Here is an 18,083-nt window from a genome sequence, read left to right as displayed (position 1 = left end):
CCGTGAGAGGAGGCCCCGCCATGGCCGCACCGTTCGACCTCACCCGCCTGCTGCCCGCCGACCACTTCGACGCCGCCCTCCGCCACGACGTGCGCACCGGGCTGACGGCGGATCCGAAGTGGCTCCCGCCCAAGTGGTTCTACGACGCCCGCGGCAGCGAGCTCTTCGAGCAGATCACCCGGCTGCCCGAGTACTACCCCACCCGCGCCGAGCGGGCCATCCTCACCGCCCGCGCCGCCGAGGCCGCCGCGGCCACCCGGGCCCGCACCCTGGTCGAGCTGGGCTCCGGCTCCTCCGAGAAGACCCGGCTGCTGCTGGACGCGCTGCGCGACCTCGGCACCCTGGAGTCCTACGTCCCCGTCGACGTCAGCGAGAGCGCCCTGCGGGAGGCGGGCGACGCCCTGGCCGCCGAGTACCCCGGCCTCGCCGTGCACGCCCTGGTCTCCGACTTCACCGCGACCCTGGCGCTCCCGCCGACCCGCGGCCCCCGCCTCGTCGCCTTCCTCGGCGGCACCCTCGGCAACCTGCTCCCCGACGAGCGGGCCGCCTTCCTCGCCGCCCTGCGGCGGGAGCTGGAGCCGGGCGACTCCCTCCTCGTCGGCACCGACCTGGTGAAGGACCCGGCCGTCCTGGTCGCCGCCTACGACGACGCGGCCGGTGTCACCGCCGCGTTCGACCGGAACGTCCTGCACGTCGTCAACCGCGGGCTCGACGCGGACTTCGACCCCGACGCCTTCGCGCACGTCGCCCACTGGAACGCCGCGAACGAGTGGATCGAGATGCGGCTGCGCTCCCTCCGCGAGCAGACCGTCAAGATCCGCGACCTGGACCTGGCCGTCCCCTTCGCCGAGGGCGAGGAGCTCCGCACCGAGGTCTCCGCGAAGTTCCGCCGCCGCGGCATCACCGCCGAACTCGCCGCCGCCGGACTGGAGCTGGTCCACTGGTGGACCGACCCGGAGGAGCGCTTCGGCCTCTCGCTGGCCACCCCCGCCGACCGCGACGGCGCCGCCCGGGACGCCGCGGCCCCGGGCGGCGATTCCTGACGCTCCGTCACCGGGGGCGCCGCCGTGCCGCGGCGCCCCCGGTCCGGCCGGCCCGGCCGGTTGGACCGAACCGGTCGGCCCGGCCGGCCCGGCCGGTTCGACCGGCCGTCAGGGGGTCCGGGGCTCCCGCAGGGTGATGCGGATGCCCACCGTGCCGGCCCGGCCGCGCCGCAGCCGGCTGCCCAGCATCGTCAGCCGCCCCAGCAGCCCGTACTTGCGTGCCAGCAGGGCGCGGTAGCGCTCGGTGCCGTCCGCGTCCAGGAGCTCGGCGGTCGCCGGGACGTCCTCCCCCTGGCGCCCGCCGCGGACGTCGCAGGGCGCGACCAGCACGTCCGCCCGGTTGCGGATGCGCTTCACCTTCCAGGAGTCCGCCGCGGTCCACACCCCGAGCGCGTCGCCGTCCCGCACCACCCACACGGGGGTGGGCACGGTGGAGCCGTCCTTCTTGTAGGTGGTGACCAGCAGGTACTTCCCCGCCCCGAGCCGGTCCAGCGCCGCGGCGCCGTCGTCAGTCGTCATGGCGTCAGGGTACGGCGGGACCGGCCCCCGCCCGTCCGCGCCCCGCGGCGCGGACGGGCGCGGCGGGCGCGGACGGGCCTGCGGACGGGGGCCGGGCCGCCCGGTGCCTCAGGACGGGCCGGGCAGCACCGTCCCGGCCACCTCGCCGAAGCCGATCCGCACCCCGTCGGCGCCGGGCGCGGTCGCGCTCATCACGACCGTGTCGCCGTCCTCCAGGAAGGTCCGCTCCGTGCCGTCCGGCAGCCGCAGCGGCTCGCGCCCGTTCCAGGTCAGCTCGATCAGCGAGCCGCGCTCCTCCGGCAGGCGGCCCGAGACGGTGCCCGAGGCGTACAGGTCGCCGGTGCGCAGCGAGGCGCCGTTCACCGTCATGTGGGCCAGCATCTGCGCGGGCGACCAGTACGTGCCGCGGAACGGCGGCCGGGAGACCACCGCGCCGTTCAGCCGCACCTCCAGGGCCAGGTCCAGCCCCCAGGGCTCCTTCTCCTCCAGGTACGGCAGCGGGGCCGGGTCCTGGGGCGGCACGGGGACGCGGGCGTGCTCCAGCGCGGCGAGCGGCACCACCCAGGGCGACACCGACGTGGCGAAGGACTTGCCGAGGAACGGCCCGAGCGGCCGGTACTCCCAGGACTGGATGTCGCGGGCGGACCAGTCGTTCACCAGCACCGCCCCGAAGACGTGGTCGGCGAAGGCGCCGACCGGCACCGGCTCGCCGAGCCGGGAGGGCGCCCCGACCACGAAGCCGACCTCCGCCTCGACGTCCAGCCGCTCCGTCGGGCCGAAGAGCGGCGCGCCGCCGGGGCCGGACCGCTGCCCGGCGGGCCGCCGCACCCCCGTGCCGGAGACCACGACGGTCCCCGCCCGGCCGTGGTAGCCCACGGGCAGGTGGCGCCAGTTGGGCAGCAGCGGCTCGCCGTCGGGCCGGAAGATCCGGCCCACGTTGGAGGCGTGCTCCTCGGAGGCGTAGAAGTCGACGTAGTCCGCCACCTCGAACGGCAGGTGCAGCCGCACCCGGTCCAGCGGGTACAGGTGGGCCTCGGCGAACCGGCGCTGCTCCTCCCCGGTGAGCAGCTCGGTGATCCGGCGGCGGACGTAGGCCCACTCGCCGGGGCCGCGGCGCAGGAAGCGGTTGAGGGAGCCGGTGGCCAGGTCGGCGCCGAGCGGGGTGCCCGCCCACACCGCGGAGGCGTCGAGCACGTGGCCGCCGATCGCCACGCCGACCCGGGGGGTGCCGCCGGGCGGGGTGAAGACGCCGTAGGGGAGGTTCTGCACCGGGAAGGGCGAGCCCTCCGGCACGGGGACCCAGCTGCGCGGCGCCGTCACCCGGCACCGCCCGGCGTCCCCGGAGCGCCCTGCACGTCCTGCACGTCCTGCACGTCCTGCGGGCCCAGCGGCCCCTGCGGCCCGCGGCCGCTCCAGCTCCACGCGTACCGCCCGTCGTCGGCCGCCCGGCCGCCCTCGGCGATCTCCAGCGGGCGGAAGGTGTCGACCATCACGGCCAGCTCGTCGAAGAACTCCGCGCCGATGGAGCGCTCGTAGGCGCCGGGCTGCGGGCCGTGGGTGTGGCCGCCGGGGTGCAGCGAGACCGAGCCCTGGCCGATGCCGGAGCCCTTGCGGGCCTCGTAGTCGCCGCCGCAGTAGAACATCACCTCGTCGCTGTCCACGTTGGAGTGGTAGTAGGGGACGGGGATGGAGAGCGGGTGGTAGTCCACCTTGCGGGGGACGAAGTTGCAGACCACGAAGCCCGCGCCCTCGAAGACCTGGTGCGCCGGCGGCGGCTGGTGGATGCGCCCGGTGATCGGCTCGTAGTCGCGGATGTTGAGGGCGTACGGGTAGAGGCAGCCGTCCCAGCCCACCACGTCGAAGGGGTGGTGCGGCAGCACCATCACGGTGCCGGCCACGCCGTCGCCGCCGGACGCGCGGTGCTTGACGTGCACCTCGACGTCCTCGCCCTCCTCCAGCAGCGGTCCGGACGGTCCGCGCAGGTCCCGCTCGCAGTAGGGGGCGTGCTCCAGCAGCTGCCCGAAGCGGGAGAGGTAGCGCTTCGGCGGCGTGACGTGGCTGTTGGCCTCGATCGCGTACAGCCGCAGCGGGGCGTCCCCGGCGGGCACCCAGCGGTGGGTGGTGGCGCGGGGGAGGACGACGTAGTCGCCGTCGCCGACCTCGATCGACCCGAAGACGGTGTCGACACGGCCCGTGCCGGACTCCACGTACACGCACTCGTCGCCGATGGCGTTGCGGTAGAGGGGGGAGGGGCGGCCGGCGGCGACGTAGGCGATGCGCACGTCGGCGTTGCCGAGCACCACCCGCCGGTCGGTGACCGGGTCGGCCTGCCGCCAGGACTCCCCGGGGAAGAGGGAGTGCAGCCGGAAGTGGAAGGGCTTCAGCGGATGGTTCGGCTCCGCCTTGGCCTCGGTGAGCTGCCACACACGGCTGTCGACCAGCGCGGAGGGGATGTGGCGGTGGTAGAGGAGGGAGGAGTCGGAGGAGAAGCCCTCCTCGCCCATCAGCTCCTCGAAGTAGAGCCCTCCGTCGTCCCGTCGGAACTGGGTGTGCCTTTTGGGCGGCACCGTGCCGAGGGTCCGGTAGTACGCCACCTGCGCCTCCTGAGCGACTGTCGCGGCCTGCCGTCCGGGGTCGGGACGGCAGTTCTCATGACAGTGGCGCCGGTCACGCCTGTCAAGGAAGGCCGGGGGGCGGCGGTCGCGTTACCGCAACCGGCAGGACACGCGGGCGTAACGAATCGCATATCCTTGCAGAAACTTGCTGCAAGGACTTTCCGAGCTGCTCACGCCGCTGTTACGTTCCTCCCCAAGCCCGACGGCCGCAACGGCGCAGTCGGACCCCCGGGACAGCCATTATGCGGTGTCCCGACCCTCTCGGGCACCCACCCTTCTAGGAGTTCTCATGCGGCGTGGTATTGCGGCCTCCGCACTTGTCGCGGCCCTCGCGGTCTCGATGGCGGCCTGCAGCAGCAGCGGCGGCGGCAGCGGTTCGGACAAGGCGGCCTCCGGTCCGGTCACCATCACCTGGTGGGACACCTCCAACGCCACCAACGAGAAGCCGACCTACGAGGCCCTGATCAAGGAATTCGAGCAGGCCAACCCGAAGATCACGGTCAAGTACGTCAACGTCCCGTTCGACCAGGCGCAGAACAAGTTCCAGACCGCCGCCGGCAGCAAGGGCGCTCCGGACGTCTTCCGCTCCGAGGTCGGCTGGACCGCCGCCTTCGCCAAGGCCGGCTTCCTGGCCCCGCTGGACGACACCGCCGCCCTGGACAACCGCGCCGACTTCCAGCCCAGCCTCCTGGAGCAGGCCAAGTTCGACGGCAAGACCTACGGCGCCCCGCTGGTCACCGACACCCTGGCCCTGCTGTACAACAAGGACATCCTCAAGAAGGCCGGCATCGCCAAGGCCCCCGCCACCTGGGACGAGCTGAAGACCGACGCCGCCCAGATCAAGAAGAAGGCCGGCGTCGACGGCTTCACCCTCCGCGCCGACGCCTACTACGCGCTGCCCTTCATGTACGGCGAGGGCACCAACATGGTCGACGCCGCCAACAAGAAGATCACGGTCAACTCGCCGCAGGCCGTCAAGGCCATCGACACCGCGAAGTCGATCCTGGCCACCTCCGGCGTCACCAAGCTGGACATCACCGCCGACGGCTACGCCCACATGCAGGACGCCTTCAACAGCGGCAAGACCGCGATGATCGTCCAGGGCCCGTGGGAGCTCACCAACATCTTCAAGGGCTCCGCCTTCACCAACAAGGACAACCTGGGCATCGCCCCGGTCCCGGCCGGCTCCACCGGCAAGGCCGGCGCCCCGACCGGCGGTCACAACCTGGTCGCCTACGCGGGCTCCGACAAGGCCCACCTGGAGGCCTCGGAGAAGTTCATCGGCTGGATGACCTCCGCCGAGACCCAGGCCAAGATCGCGGTGAAGAACGGCACCCTGCCGACCCGCGCCTCCGCCTACACCGCCGAGGTCAAGGCCGCCCCGGGCGTCGCCGGCTACCAGGCCGTCCTGAGCGTCGCCCAGCCGCGGCCGGAGCTGCCCGAGTACAGCTCGCTCTTCGCCTCCCTCGCCACCAACTACAACAAGATCCTCTCCGGTGGCGAGAGCACCCAGGCCGGCCTCGACGCCACGGCGGCCGACTACCAGAAGCTCCTCCCCGGCTTCTCCAAGTAATCCCCAGGGCCGCCCGGCCCGCCCCGCACGGGGCGGGCCGGGCGGCCCCTGTGGCGTCCCCGGTGCGGGCCCGCACCGGGGAGGCCCTCCCGCACAGCCCCCCGCAGCCCGATCTGCGAACCTCTCGAAAAGGTGTCGAAGATGACCGTCGCCGTCCAGGGTGGAAGCCCCGGAGGCCGCAGCGACCGCGCGTCGCGACCCGGCCTCGTCAGCCGTATACGGCAGTCGTACAACCGGAACTGGTACGCCTGGGCGATGGTCGCCCCGGTCGTGCTGGTGATCGGCGCGCTGGTGCTCTACCCCCTGGGCCGCGGCATCTACCTGTCGCTGACCAACGCCAACAGCCTCAACGTCGGCCGGACCATCGGGGTCAACCACATCCCCGACTCGTTCAGCTGGGTGGGCTTCGACAACTACAAGGACATCCTCTTCGGGGACGGCTCCTACGACCGCTTCTGGTCCCACTTCGTGTGGACCATCGTCTGGACCGCGGTCTGCGTCGGCCTGCACTACGGCATCGGCCTGGGCCTCGCCCTGCTGCTCAACCGCGACAACCTGCGGGGCCGCACCTTCTACCGCATGATGCTGATCCTGCCGTGGGCCGTCCCGACCTTCGTCACGATCTTCTCCTGGCGGCTCATGCTGGCCGACGACGGCGGCATCGTGAACTCGGCGCTCGACTGGTTGCACCTGCCGACCCAGGCCTGGCTCACCGACCCGTTCTGGCAGAAGGTCTCCGCGATCCTCGTCAACACCTGGGTCGGCGTCCCCTTCATGATGGTCTCCCTGCTGGGCGGCCTCCAGGCGATCCCGGCCGAGCTCTACGAGGCCGCCGAGACCGACGGCGCCACCCCCTGGCAGCGGTTCCGGCACGTCACCCTGCCCGGCCTGCGCTCCGTCAGCAGCACGGTGATCCTGCTCGGCATCATCTGGACCTTCAACCAGTTCAACGTGATCTTCCTGCTCTTCGGCCAGTCCGGCGCCCCGGACGCGCAGATCCTGGTCACCTGGTCCTACCGCCTGGGCTTCGGCCAGCAGCCGCGCGACTACGCCGAGTCCGCCGCCTACGGCGTGATCATCCTCTCCATGCTGATCGTCTTCGCCTCCTTCTACCAGCGGTGGCTGAAGCGCAACGAACTGGCCAACGGCTGACGGGCGCGACCGTCGCGACGCAAGAGAGAGGGCAGGAGAAGCCATGAGCACCACCGCAGACCTCCCGGTGACGGGAGCCCCCGACCACGAGCCGGTCCCCACCGCCGGCACCGCCAAGCCGCGCCGCCACCGCGGACGCGGCCAGCGCAGCAGGGGCCAGACCGCCCTGCTGCACACCCTGCTGGGCATCGCCAGCCTGGTGGCCTTCTTCCCGGTCGCCTGGATCGTCTACGTCTCGCTGGGCCCGGACAAGAGCGACTACCTCCACCCGGACAAGATCGCCGGCAAGATCAGCTTCAGCAACTACACCGACGTGCTGCAGAACACCGACTTCCTGAAGTGGTTCGGGAACTCGGTCCTCATCGCCCTGTCGGCCACCCTCATCGGCGTGCTGCTCTCGGCCAGCGCCGGCTACGCGGTGTCCCGCATGAAGTTCCCCGGCCACCGGCCGCTGATGTGGACCTTCCTCATCACCCAGATGTTCCCGGTCGCGATCCTCATCGTGCCGCTCTACAACATCCTGGCGAGCCTGGACCTCCTGGACACCTACCAGGGCCTGGTCATCGTCTACCTCACCACCGCGATCCCCTACTGCGCGTGGCTGATGAAGGGCTACTTCGACACCATCCCGGTCGAGATCGACGAGGCCGGCCGGGTCGACGGGCTCAGCCCCTTCGGCACCTTCTGGAAGCTGGTCCTCCCGCTGGCGCGCCCCGGCCTGGCCGTGGCCGCCTTCTACTCGTTCCTCACCGCGTGGGGCGAGGTCGCCTACGCCACCCAGTTCCTCCTCTCCAGCGAGAAGTACACCCTCGCGGTCGGCCTGCAGACCTTCGTCAGCGAGCACGACGCCCAGTGGAACCTGATGGCGGCCACCTCGGTGATGATCGCCCTCCCGGCGGCGCTGTTCTTCTACCTCGTCCAGCGCCACCTGGTCACCGGCCTCACCGCCGGCGCCTCCAAGTCCTGACCCCGCGGGCGGGGCGCCGTCCGCCTGCGCCCGGCGCCCCGCCCGCACCCGCTCCACCTCCCCACGCTGCGCACCGCCGGCCCACGCCCGGACCGGCGGGACGACACCGAGTCCCTGAGGGATCCGCCATGACCCAGTACCTGACCGACGCCTCCCGGCCCGTTGCCCCCGCCGCCGACACCGCCCCCGGTGCGGCCGCCGCGTCCGCAGCCGAGCCCAGAGGCTGGTGGCGGGACGCGGTCATCTACCAGGTGTACCCGCGCAGCTTCGCCGACTCCGACGGCGACGGGATGGGCGACCTGCCCGGCATCCGCTCGCGCCTGCCGTACCTGCGCGCCCTCGGCGTCGACGCGGTCTGGCTCTCCCCCTTCTACGCCTCCCCGCAGGCCGACGCCGGCTACGACGTCGCCGACTACCGCGCCATCGACCCGATGTTCGGCGACCTGCACGACGCCGACGCGCTGATCCGCGACGCCCACGGCCTGGGCCTGCGCGTCATCGTCGACCTGGTGCCCAACCACTCCTCCGACCAGCACGAGTGGTTCAAGCGCGCGCTGCGCGAGGGCCCCGGCTCGCCGCTGCGGGAGCGCTACCACTTCCGCCCCGGCAAGGGCGAGGACGGCGAGCTGCCCCCGAACGACTGGGAGTCGATCTTCGGCGGGCCCGCCTGGACGCGTACGAACAACCCGGACGGCACCCCCGGCGAGTGGTACCTCCACCTCTTCGCCCCCCAGCAGCCCGACTTCAACTGGGAGAACCGGGCCGTCGCCGACGAGTTCCGCTCCATCCTGCGCTTCTGGCTCGACATGGGCGTCGACGGCTTCCGCATCGACGTCGCCCACGGCATGGTCAAGGCCGCCGGCCTGCCCGACATCGGCGGCCACGACCAGCTCAAGCTGCTCGGCAACGACGTCATGCCCTTCTTCGACCAGGACGGCGTCCACGCGATCTACCGCGAGTGGCGCAAGATCCTCGACGAGTACCCGGGCGAGCGCATCGGCGTCGCCGAGGCCTGGACCCCCACCGTCGCCCGCACCGCCAACTACGTGCGCCCCGACGAGCTCCACCAGGCCTTCAACTTCCAGTACCTGGGCACCGACTGGGACGCCGCCGCCCTGCGCGAGGTCATCGACGTCTCGCTCGACGCCATGCGCCCGGTCGGCGCCCCGGCCACCTGGGTCCTCTCCAACCACGACGTGACCCGGCACGCCACCCGCTTCGCCAACGAGCCGGGCCTCGGCACCCAGCTCCGCACCCCCGGCGACCGCGCGCTCGGCCTCCGCCGCGCCCGCGCCGCCTCCCTGCTGATGCTGGCCCTGCCCGGCTCCGCCTACGTCTACCAGGGCGAGGAGCTCGGCCTGCCGGACGTCACCGACCTGCCCGACGAGGCCCGCCAGGACCCGGCGTTCTTCCGCGGCGCCGGCCAGGACGGCTTCCGCGACGGCTGCCGCGTGCCGATCCCGTGGTCCGGCACCGAGGCCCCCTACGGCTTCGGCCCCGAGGGCGGCGCGAGCTGGCTGCCCCAGCCGGCCGAGTGGGCCGAGCTGAGCGTCGAGGCCCAGACCGGTGACCCGAACTCCACCCTGGAGATGTACCGCAGCGCGCTCGCGGTCCGCCGCGAGCACCCCGCGCTGGGCGCCGGCACCGCGGTGACCTGGGTCGACGGCCTGCCCGAGGGCGTCCTGGCGTTCCGCCGCGACACCGCCGAGGGCTCCTTCGCCTGCACCGTCAACCTCACCGCCGAGGCCGTCCGCATCCCGGCCCCGGGCCGGGTCCTGCTGTCGTCCGCCCAGGCCGAGGTCGTCGACGGCGCCGTCGAGCTGCCGTCGGACTGCACGGTCTGGTGGGCCGTCTGACATGGGTGCAATAGGCTCAGGAGCTGTGACTACGGCGCGACTGGCGGACATCGCGGCGCAGGCGGGGGTAAGCGAAGCCACCGTCTCACGCGTCCTCAACGGCAAGGCGGGGGTGTCGGCTGCCACCAGGCAGACGGTGCTCGCCGCTCTCGACGTGCTCGGCTACGAGCGGCCGGTGCGCCTGCGGCAGCGCAGCGCCGGCCTCATCGGGCTGATCACCCCTGAGCTCAGCAACCCGATCTTCCCTGCCCTGGCCCAGGTGATCGAGCAGGTCCTCAGCCGGCACGGGTACACGCCCGTGCTGTGCACCCAGACGCCCGGCGGGTCCACCGAGGACGAGCTGGTCGACATGCTGGTGGAGCGCGGTGTCTCCGGCATCGTCTTCGTCTCGGGCCTGCACGCGGACACCACCTCCGACCCCGACCGCTACGCCAAGCTGTCGGGCCGTCAGGTGCCGTTCGTACTGATCAACGGCTACAACGAGCGGATCTCCGCGCCGTTCGTCTCGCCCGACGACCGGGCGGCCATGCGGATGGCCGTCCAGCACCTCGTCGAGCTGGGCCACGAGCGGATCGGCCTCGCGGTCGGCCAGCGCCGGTACGTGCCGGTCCTGCGGAAGATCGAGGGCTTCACCGCGGCGCTCCGCGACATCCTCGGGTGCACCCCCGAGGAGGCGGACGCGCGGGTGCGGCACACCCTGTTCAGCGTCGAGGGCGGCCACGCGGCCGCCGGAGCGCTGCTGGACCAGGGCTGCACCGCCATCGTGTGCGGGAGCGACATGATGGCGCTCGGCGCGATCCGGGCCGTCCGGCAGCGCGGTCTGACCGTGCCGCAGGACGTCTCGGTGGTCGGCTTCGACGACTCGCCGCTGATCGCCTTCACCGAGCCGCCGCTCACCACCATCCGCCAGCCCGTGGAGGCCATGGCCACCGCGGCCGTGGACGCCCTGCTGGAGGAGGTCGGGGGGAACCCGGCGCAGCGCGCCGAGTTCGTCTTCGAGCCCGAGCTGGTCGTCCGCGGCTCCACCGCGGCGGCCCCGGCCCGCCGGGACTGACGGCCCAACGGGATTGACGGTCCGTCGGGAACGCCGGTCCGCCGGGAATGGCGGCTTGTCGGGAACGCCGGTCCGCCGGGAACGCCGGGCCGTCGAAGCCGACGGCACGCCCCGAGGGGCGGCCGGCCCGGCCCGGGCCGACCGCCCGCCACCGGCAGCCGCCGGTACCGCACCACCCGCCCGCGCCCCCGGGCGTCCGCACGCCGGACGCCCGGGGGCGCGGGTGTGTCCGCACCCGTGCGCCGACGGCCGTCGTACGGACGGTTCCGGACAAACGGCGGCACCGGCCGCGGCCCTCTGCCTAAGCTGGCGCCAGCTGGAGCGCAGTCGTCTGGGGGGACGCAGCATGGGCCGGGACCAGAACCCGCCGGGTCGGCGGCCGACGGAGCAGCCGGAGCCGCCGGAGCAACCGAAGGGCCGAGATGGCCGGGAGGGTCCGGAGCGGGCCGGGGGGCCGCAGCCGGGCGAGGCCGCACCGGGGGAGCGCCGGCCCGCGACGGACGGCCCGGGAGGCGGGCCGCCGCGGCGCACCGCGCTGCGCTGGGCGGCGGCCGGAGCCGTCCTCGCCACCGCGGCCGGCGGCGGGGAGCTGCTGCGCCGCACGCTCGCCGACGGCAGCCCGCACGGGGCGCGGGCGGCCGGACCCGCGCCCTCCGCGCACCCCGGTCCGCACCCCGCCCGCCCCGGCGCCTCCGCAGTGCCGCCCCCGCCGCCCGCGGACGCCCGCGGCGGCCGCCCCTGGTCCGATCCGGCGGGCTGGGGCGGCCGCGTCCCCGGCCCCCGCGACACCGTCCGCGTCCGCGACCACGTCGTGCTCGACACCGACGCCGCCGTCGCCGGACTGGTCGTCGAACCCGGCGGCGCCCTCGTCGCCCGCCCCGACCGCTCGGTCACCCTCACCGCCGCCGGCAGCGTCGTCGTCCACGGCACCCTCGCCCTGGCGCCCGCCGACGCGGCCGCCGTCCACACCCTGCGGTTCACCGGCATCGACGAGGGCCGTCTGCGCGGCGGCGGCATGGGCGTCGTCGAGGGCGACACCGGCCTGTGGGTCACCGGTGAGGGCTACCTGCGCCTGGACGGCGCCGTCAGGACCGCCTGGGTGCGGGCCGCCTCCGACCTGCGGCCGGGCGACCGCACGGTCGTCCTCACCGCGCCCCCCGAGGGCTGGCGGCCCGGCGACGAGCTCGCGGTGACCCCGACCGCGCCGCCCACCGGCGACGGGTTCTCCACCGCGTACGACCTGTGCACCGTGCGGTCCGTCAGCGGACGCACCGTCACCCTCGCCGCGCCGCTGCGGCACGCCCACCCCCGGGTCGCCCCGGGCGGCGGTGCGCCGCTCGGCGCGGAGGTCCTCAACCTCACCCGCAACGTCCGCGTCGAGGGCACCCCTGACGGCCGGGCCCACGTCCACCTCACCAGCTCCCGCCGCCAGGACGTGCGGCACGCCGCGCTGCGCTGGCTCGGCCCGCGCCGCGCCACCGGGGAGACCTGGGAGTCGCCGCAGGGCACCGCGCCGGTCACCGAGCCCGTCCTCGGCCGGTACGCGCTCCACTTCCACCTGCTGGGCGACACGAGCCGCGGCACCACCGTGGAGGGCGTCGTCGTCCGGGACGCGGGCAACCACGCCTTCGTCCCGCACGGCAGCCACGGCATCACCTTCCGCAGCTGCGTCAGCCACGACACCCAGGAGGACGCCTACTGGTGGGACGGCGCCCCGGACACCCGCACCCCCCAGGGCCCCTCCGACGACATCCTGTACCAGTCGTGCGTGGCCTCCCGCACCCGGAGGGAGCCGGGCTTCCGCGCCTACCGGCTGACCGGCTTCAGCCTCGGCGCCGGACACGGCAGCAGGGCGCTGGACTGCGTCGCCGTGGGCGTCCAGGGCGCCGAGGGCGCCTCCGGCTACGAGTGGCCGGAGGGGGGCGAGGGCGTCTGGACCTTCGAGCGGTGCCTGGCCCACAACAACCTCGAGGACGGCGTCTTCGTCTGGCTCAACACCTCACGCCGCCACGTGGTCAGCGACTTCGTCGCCTACCACAACGGCGGCTGGGGCATCGAGCACGGCGCCTACCTCAACGACTTCACGTACCGCACGTGCGTGCTCCACGGCAACGCGGCCGGCGGCATCGCCGTCCACTCCCTGGGGCGCGGCCGCGGCACCCTCTTCGAGGGCATCCTGGTCGACGCCGCCGGGATGTCCGACTTCGCCGTCGCCACCGCGAAGCACCAGCTCGCGGGCGGTCCGGTCACCCTCGGCCGGTGCCGCTTCACCGGCTACCGCCGGGCCGGCGTGGGCCTCCGGGCGACCCGGGACGGGGCGCCCGACAACGTGGAGGTGCTGGACTGCTCCTTCGGCGGCAACGAGCTGTGGCTGGACCCGGAGGCCCCCGCCCCCCGCAGCGTCGTCTTCCGCCCGGTCGGGGGCGGCGCCGTCACCGTCCTTGACCGGGGCGCCGCGGGCACGGCCGTGCCCGCCTGGAACGCCGCCACCCGGCCCGCCGCCGTGTCCGCCCCGGCCCGGCCCCCGGTCACCCCGGCGGTCCGGCTCGCCGGCGCCGCCGCCCGCACGGCGCGCCTCGGGGCCTGAGCCGGACCAGGCCGGGAGCGCCGCCGCCCGCAGGTCCGGGGGCGGGCCGTCCGGCGGGCGCCGGGCACGACGCGGAGGCCGTCCGCGGGAACCCCGCGGACGGCCTCCGCACGGCTCGGCGACGCCTCCGGCGGCCCGGGCCGGGACCGCCGGACGCGGTCCGTCAGAACGCCGGGACCGGCCGGTCCGGCTGCCCCTGGGACACGCCCAGCGCCGAGAGGTAGGCCGAGACGACCAGCCGGCCGATGGCCGGGTACGCGCCCAGCGGCGCCGCCGCCGGGCAGTCCGCCTCCTCGGCCACCGACGCCACCAGCTCCGCGTCGACCTCCGGGCCGACGACGAACGGCGCCAGCGCGGGACGCGACACGCCCGTCTCCCGCAGGTGGGCGGCGGCGGCCTGCACCGAACCGGGCACGTCCAGCGCCGCGGCCACCACCGGGACGGCGAGCCGCGCCGCGAGCAGCACGCCCGTGATCCCGGCGGCCTGGGCGGCCTCCTCGCCGCCCGCCACGGCCAGGACCACGCCGTCGGCGGCGGTGTTGATGGTGAACAGGCGCGCGCGGTCCGCGCGGGCCAGCCCCGCCTCGGACAGGCGCACGTGCACGGCCTCGGCCAGCAGCGGGTGCGGGCCGAGCGCGTCGGTCACCACCGCGCCGGTCTCGGCCGCGGCCCCGTGCAGGGCCGCGAGCGCGTCCTGGTGCGGGCCGGGGAGCAGCGGCACCACGACCGGGGCCGGCAGGCCCGCGGCGGCGGCCTTCGCCAGCAGCTCGGACACGCCGGAGCCCTCGGAGCCCTCGGCGGTCGCCAGGTACGCGGCGGTGACGTCGATGCCGGGCTGCTCGCCCCGCACGATGGAGACGATCTCGTCGGCGACGAACCGGGCCTCGGCGCTGTCGGCGGACGGCACGGCGAGCAGCAGCGCCGGTGCGCCCTCGGGTATCTCGGGACGCTCCGGGCGGCGGTGGCGTCCCCGGGCGGGGGAGCCGGGAGTACGGACGGGCAGCGGGGTGCCCGGGGTGGCGGCAGAGCTCATGGCGACCGATCGTAGGTCATTCGGGTGATGCTGCGGCAGCGGGCTCCCGCAACCGGCGTGCCACAGGCGGGGACAAGTGGGACAGGCGGTCGAAAAGGGTCCGAAACAGTCGATCGCCGGTCGGCCTTGCCTGCTTCACGGTCCCCTTCGGAGCGTCCCCGTCCCCGCGATGACCTGCTGTCACTCACCCGTACGGGGTGTCCGGCGCGCTGCCGGGGCCGCCGGGCCGCGCCGGCCCCGGAGCCGGAGGTTCCGGGGCCCGGTGCCGGCGGAGGAGAAGGGGCGGCGGGGGGAGGCAAGAGGGGGAGGGGGAGGGGCGGGGAGGTGGTGCACCGGCCGCCGCTCGGTGCCGCCCGCCGCCGCCCCGTCCCGCGCGCGGCCCTGCGGGGTCCGGGTGACCAGAGTCACACCGTGCGCCGGTGACGTTCCGTGTGCCGCGCCCTCGGCCCTCCCGCCCGCCCCTCGCACCCTGCGCCCACGGGCCGTGCACGGAGTGTGGCCGCGGAGCGGCGGATTCCGCTCTGGTATGTCCGCTTACGAAACGTCAATCCGCTTGTCCTGTGGGCTTTTCGTCACGGGATGCACACTAACGTGCACAGGCAATTGCCTGTGCGGATGCACGTGCACAGCGGCTATCATCACGTCCAGTGAGGCGGGTGCCCGATCTCCCGCAAGGCGGGCGGAGCCTGCCGGTCGCACGGCCGCGACGCCGAGGAGTACGGCGTCACGCGCAGGAACCGCATTCCGGGAGCTTTCTATGGGCCACACGTACAACGGCATGGCGGCCGCGGAGATCCGTGACGTGGTCTGGCAGAAGAGCCGGCACAGCAATTCCCAGGGGAACTGCGTGGAACTGGCGAGACTGCCCGGCGGCGACGTCGCCGTGCGCAACTCCCGCTTCCCCGAGGGGCCCGCCCTCATCTACACGCGCGCGGAGATCGAGGCGCTGCTGCTGGGCGCCAAGGACGGGGAGTTCGACCACCTGGTGGGCTGAGTGCGGGTCGTGCGGCCGCCGCCGGGTGCTCCGGCGGCGGCCGCCGCCGTCTCCGGCGCCCGGTCCGCGGAGGGCGGCCGCCGCCGCGTACGGCGAGGGCCGGGCGCCGCGGGGCCCGCCGCGGGTCCGGGTCCGGGTCCGGACGCGCCGTGCCGGGGCCCGGCGCGTCCGGGGCCGCCGCATCAGGGCCGGCGGTGCCGGCCGGAGTGGTCCTGCATGCCGAAACCGCCCTGCGCCGGGGCCTCGTGGGCCTCGAACAGCGCCCAGACCACCTTCCCCGCCCCGGCCAGCGGGTGCCATCCCCAGGACCGGCTGAAGGAGTCGACCAGGTGCAGCCCCCGGCCCGACTCCGCGATGTAGTCGGCCTCCCGCGTCACGGGGCCCGCGCTGCTGGGGTCGCTCACCGCGCACACCACCTGCGGGGCGCGGTGCACCAGGCTGATCCGGATGGGCAGGTGCCCGTCGGCTCCCTGCCGTGCCTGCTGCGGGAGGTGGGCGGCGGCCTCGGCGGCCCGCAGCCGCAGGGCGTGCCGCAGGGCGTTGGTCACCAGTTCGGACGCCACCAGGGCGACGTCGTCGAAGAGTTCGCCGAGCCCCCAGCGCTGGAGCGAGCTCCGGGTGAAGTCGCGGGCCGTCCCCACCGACTCGTAGCGCGGCGTGAGCGTGCACGTGACCACGTCCGGATCGGCCGTGACCGCCGGAGCGGCGCCCATGAACAGCTCCTCCCATAAGGGACTTGACACAGCGGGACCCGCCGGGGTCATGCGGGACACCTCCGACTCGGTCGGCCGGGGCGTCCGCGCGCGCAGGACGCCGCCGGCCGGATGCACGGTGGCGCTTCGGACGGCTGACGCTGCCTCGCGTGGGGTGATGCGGTCCCCGCGGGGTTGCCAGTGGGTGTGCATGTGCACGTGCACCATGGTCCTCTCTGCTCACGGCAGATGCAAGGGTCGATTCACGTGCAGGAGTGCGAATGGCATATGCGAGCAACGGATGCACGTGCATCAGGTTCTGCATGCGCAAGAATTCCCAGAGATCCGCATGCCTGTGCGGGCACCGTTCGGAGCCGGACAGTGGCAGACTGTGCCCTGTTTTCGTCGGGTGGAGGTAAGACCGCATGACCACAGTTCAGCCGGGGGGCGGCTCGATGGTGCGCCGGATCCTCCTCGGCTCCCAGCTGCGACGGCTCCGCGAGGGCCGGGGCATCACCCGCGAGGACGCGGGCTACACGATCCGGGCCTCCGAGTCCAAGATCAGTCGCATGGAGCTCGGACGTGTCAGCTTCAAGGAGCGGGACGTCGCCGACCTGCTCAGCCTGTACGGCGTGGACGACGAGGCCGAGCGGGAGGCGCTGCTCGGACTCGTCCGGGAGGCCAACAAGTCCGGCTGGTGGCACAGCTTCAGCGACGTCCTGCCCGGCTGGTTCCAGACGTACGTCGGCCTCGAGGAGTCCGCGGCGCTGATCCGCACCTACGAGCTGCAGTTCGTCCCCGGCCTGCTGCAGAGCGAGGAGTACGCGCGGGCGGTCTTCGGCCTCGCCAGGCCCGCCATCGGCGAGGAGGAGATCGAGCGCCGCGTCGGCCTGCGGATGCGCCGCCAGAAGCTCCTGGCCGGCGGCGACTCGCCCCGGCTGTGGGCCGTCGTCGACGAGGCGGCGCTCCGCCGCCCGGTCGGCGGGCCGGAGGTGATGCGGGGGCAGGTGCAGCACCTGATCGACATCGCCGAGCAGCCCAACGTGGTGCTCCAGGTGATGCCGTTCCGGTTCGGCTGCCACGCGGCGGAGAGCGGCGCCTTCACCATCCTGCGCTTCCCCGAGCAGGACCTGGCCGACGTCGTCTACCTGGAGCAGCTCACCAGCGCGCTCTACCTCGACAAGCGCGACGACGTCGACTGCTACGTCCAGGTGATGGAGCGGCTCTGCGTCGACAGCCTGACGCCGGAGCAGACCACGGACCTGCTGCGGTCGATCCTCGCCGAAGGCTGACCCGGCCGGCGGGGCGGCGGTCCGCCGCCCCGCCGGCGGCCGGCCGCCGCGTGCCCTCCGGCGCGTGGGCGGTCCGGCGCCCGGGCGGTGGACCGCCGGAACGGCGGGGTGCTCCGTGCGCCGCGGGTCCCGGCCTGCGGGCCGCGCCTCCCGCCGCACGCCGGACCGCCCGCCACCCCGGGGCGGTCCGCGGGCCGCCCCGCCTGTTCCTGTGCACATGCATGCATTCCGGCGGCGCTGTTAGCATGGCGCGATGCCCGACCTGGACCCCGCCGCCGAGCGGACGCTCGTCGAGGAGTGGCGCGGCCTGCTCGCCCGCCACGCCGCCACCGCCTGCGCCCTCGACCGTGAGCTGAACGACCGCCACGGCCTCGGCATGAGCGACTTCGAGGTCCTGGACCGCCTCGCCGAGAGCGCGGGCGGCGGCAGCGAGAAGCTCCGCGTCCAGGAGCTGTCCGGCGCCGTCCACCTCAGCCAGAGCGCCCTGTCCCGGCTCCTCGGCCGCCTGGAGCGGGACGGCCTCGTCCAGCGCGCCCTGTGCAGCGCCGACCGCCGCGGCGTCTACGTCTCCCTCACCCCCGAGGGCCGCGCCCGCCACCGCGAGGCGCTCCCCACCCAGCGCGAGGTCCTGGCCCGCACCCTCACGTCCCCCTGACCCCGGGCCGCACCCGGCCCCCGCCGCCCCGGACCGGCCCCCTGCCCCGCA

15 protein-coding genes are annotated in these 18,083 nt (G+C 74.3%); 10 read left to right on the top strand and 5 right to left on the bottom strand.

Features of this window, described 5'->3' with window-relative positions; all coding sequences use genetic code 11:
- The first annotated feature begins 20 nt into the window (after positions 1–20).
- On the top strand, positions 21–1,043 hold the full coding sequence (egtD, locus tag LO771_RS15840; protein WP_230652854.1) for an L-histidine N(alpha)-methyltransferase: 1,023 nt from the start codon (positions 21–23) through the stop codon (positions 1,041–1,043).
- A 108-nt stretch (positions 1,044–1,151) separates the two neighbouring features.
- Here egtD and LO771_RS15835 read toward each other — a convergent pair whose 3' ends face one another.
- The 3 genes from LO771_RS15835 to LO771_RS15825 all read right to left on the bottom strand — a co-directional run bounded on the left by LO771_RS15835 (position 1,152) and on the right by LO771_RS15825 (position 4,156).
- The gene (locus LO771_RS15835) at positions 1,152–1,562 is read right to left on the bottom strand and encodes a PPOX class F420-dependent oxidoreductase (protein WP_230652852.1); all 411 of its coding nucleotides are present in this window, start codon (positions 1,560–1,562) and stop codon (positions 1,152–1,154) included.
- Positions 1,563–1,670: 108 nt separating this feature from the next.
- Positions 1,671–2,882, bottom strand: coding sequence for a fumarylacetoacetase (fahA, locus tag LO771_RS15830; RefSeq protein ID WP_230652850.1), 1,212 nt, complete (start codon positions 2,880–2,882; stop codon positions 1,671–1,673).
- Complete coding sequence (locus LO771_RS15825) at positions 2,879–4,156, bottom strand: homogentisate 1,2-dioxygenase (protein ID WP_230652848.1); 1,278 nt, start codon at positions 4,154–4,156, stop codon at positions 2,879–2,881. Before LO771_RS15825 ends, fahA begins: the two co-directional genes overlap by 4 nt.
- Before the next feature lie 310 nt (positions 4,157–4,466).
- Between LO771_RS15825 and LO771_RS15820 the strand changes: the two genes are divergently transcribed.
- The 6 genes from LO771_RS15820 to LO771_RS15795 all read left to right on the top strand — a co-directional run bounded on the left by LO771_RS15820 (position 4,467) and on the right by LO771_RS15795 (position 13,366).
- Positions 4,467–5,750, top strand: a complete 1,284-nt coding sequence (locus LO771_RS15820; protein WP_230652846.1) for an extracellular solute-binding protein — start codon at positions 4,467–4,469, stop codon at positions 5,748–5,750.
- Between the two features lie 141 nt (positions 5,751–5,891).
- On the top strand, positions 5,892–6,902 hold the full coding sequence (locus tag LO771_RS15815) for a carbohydrate ABC transporter permease (protein WP_230652844.1): 1,011 nt from the start codon (positions 5,892–5,894) through the stop codon (positions 6,900–6,902).
- 43 nt (positions 6,903–6,945) lie between these two features.
- Positions 6,946–7,869 carry a sugar ABC transporter permease gene (locus LO771_RS15810; RefSeq protein WP_230652842.1) on the top strand — a complete coding sequence of 308 codons (924 nt, stop codon included), beginning with the start codon at positions 6,946–6,948 and terminating at the stop codon, positions 7,867–7,869.
- Positions 7,870–7,997: 128 nt separating this feature from the next.
- Positions 7,998–9,725, top strand: coding sequence for a glycoside hydrolase family 13 protein (locus LO771_RS15805; protein WP_230652840.1), 1,728 nt, complete (start codon positions 7,998–8,000; stop codon positions 9,723–9,725).
- Between the two features lies 1 nt (position 9,726).
- Complete coding sequence (locus LO771_RS15800) at positions 9,727–10,779, top strand: LacI family DNA-binding transcriptional regulator (protein WP_230652838.1); 1,053 nt, start codon at positions 9,727–9,729, stop codon at positions 10,777–10,779.
- Between the two features lie 346 nt (positions 10,780–11,125).
- Entirely contained in the window at positions 11,126–13,366 is a 2,241-nt protein-coding gene (locus LO771_RS15795; RefSeq protein WP_230652837.1) for a right-handed parallel beta-helix repeat-containing protein, read from the top strand.
- Between the two features lie 163 nt (positions 13,367–13,529).
- Here the strand turns inward: LO771_RS15795 and LO771_RS15790 are convergent, their stop codons facing one another.
- On the bottom strand, positions 13,530–14,399 hold the full coding sequence (locus LO771_RS15790; RefSeq protein ID WP_230652835.1) for a hypothetical protein: 870 nt from the start codon (positions 14,397–14,399) through the stop codon (positions 13,530–13,532).
- 757 nt (positions 14,400–15,156) lie between these two features.
- Between LO771_RS15790 and LO771_RS15785 the strand changes: the two genes are divergently transcribed.
- Complete coding sequence (locus tag LO771_RS15785; protein WP_230652833.1) at positions 15,157–15,393, top strand: DUF397 domain-containing protein; 237 nt, start codon at positions 15,157–15,159, stop codon at positions 15,391–15,393.
- Between the two features lie 182 nt (positions 15,394–15,575).
- Here LO771_RS15785 and LO771_RS15780 read toward each other — a convergent pair whose 3' ends face one another.
- Entirely contained in the window at positions 15,576–16,106 is a 531-nt protein-coding gene (locus tag LO771_RS15780; protein WP_230652831.1) for an ATP-binding protein, read from the bottom strand.
- Positions 16,107–16,510: 404 nt separating this feature from the next.
- Here LO771_RS15780 and LO771_RS15775 point away from each other — a divergent pair, with 404 nt between their 5' ends.
- Both LO771_RS15775 and LO771_RS15770 read left to right on the top strand, forming a co-directional pair.
- Complete coding sequence (locus LO771_RS15775) at positions 16,511–17,377, top strand: helix-turn-helix transcriptional regulator (protein WP_230652829.1); 867 nt, start codon at positions 16,511–16,513, stop codon at positions 17,375–17,377.
- A 253-nt stretch (positions 17,378–17,630) separates the two neighbouring features.
- Positions 17,631–18,032 (top strand): MarR family winged helix-turn-helix transcriptional regulator, encoded by a 402-nt coding sequence (locus LO771_RS15770; RefSeq protein ID WP_230652827.1) that lies wholly within the window; start codon positions 17,631–17,633, stop codon positions 18,030–18,032.
- Positions 18,033–18,083 lie beyond the last annotated feature (51 nt).

It is taken from the genome of Streptacidiphilus sp. ASG 303, assembly GCF_020991365.1.
Taxonomy (GTDB): Bacteria; Actinomycetota; Actinomycetes; order Streptomycetales; family Streptomycetaceae; genus Peterkaempfera.
This window is presented reverse-complemented; position numbering and strand designations above follow the sequence as displayed.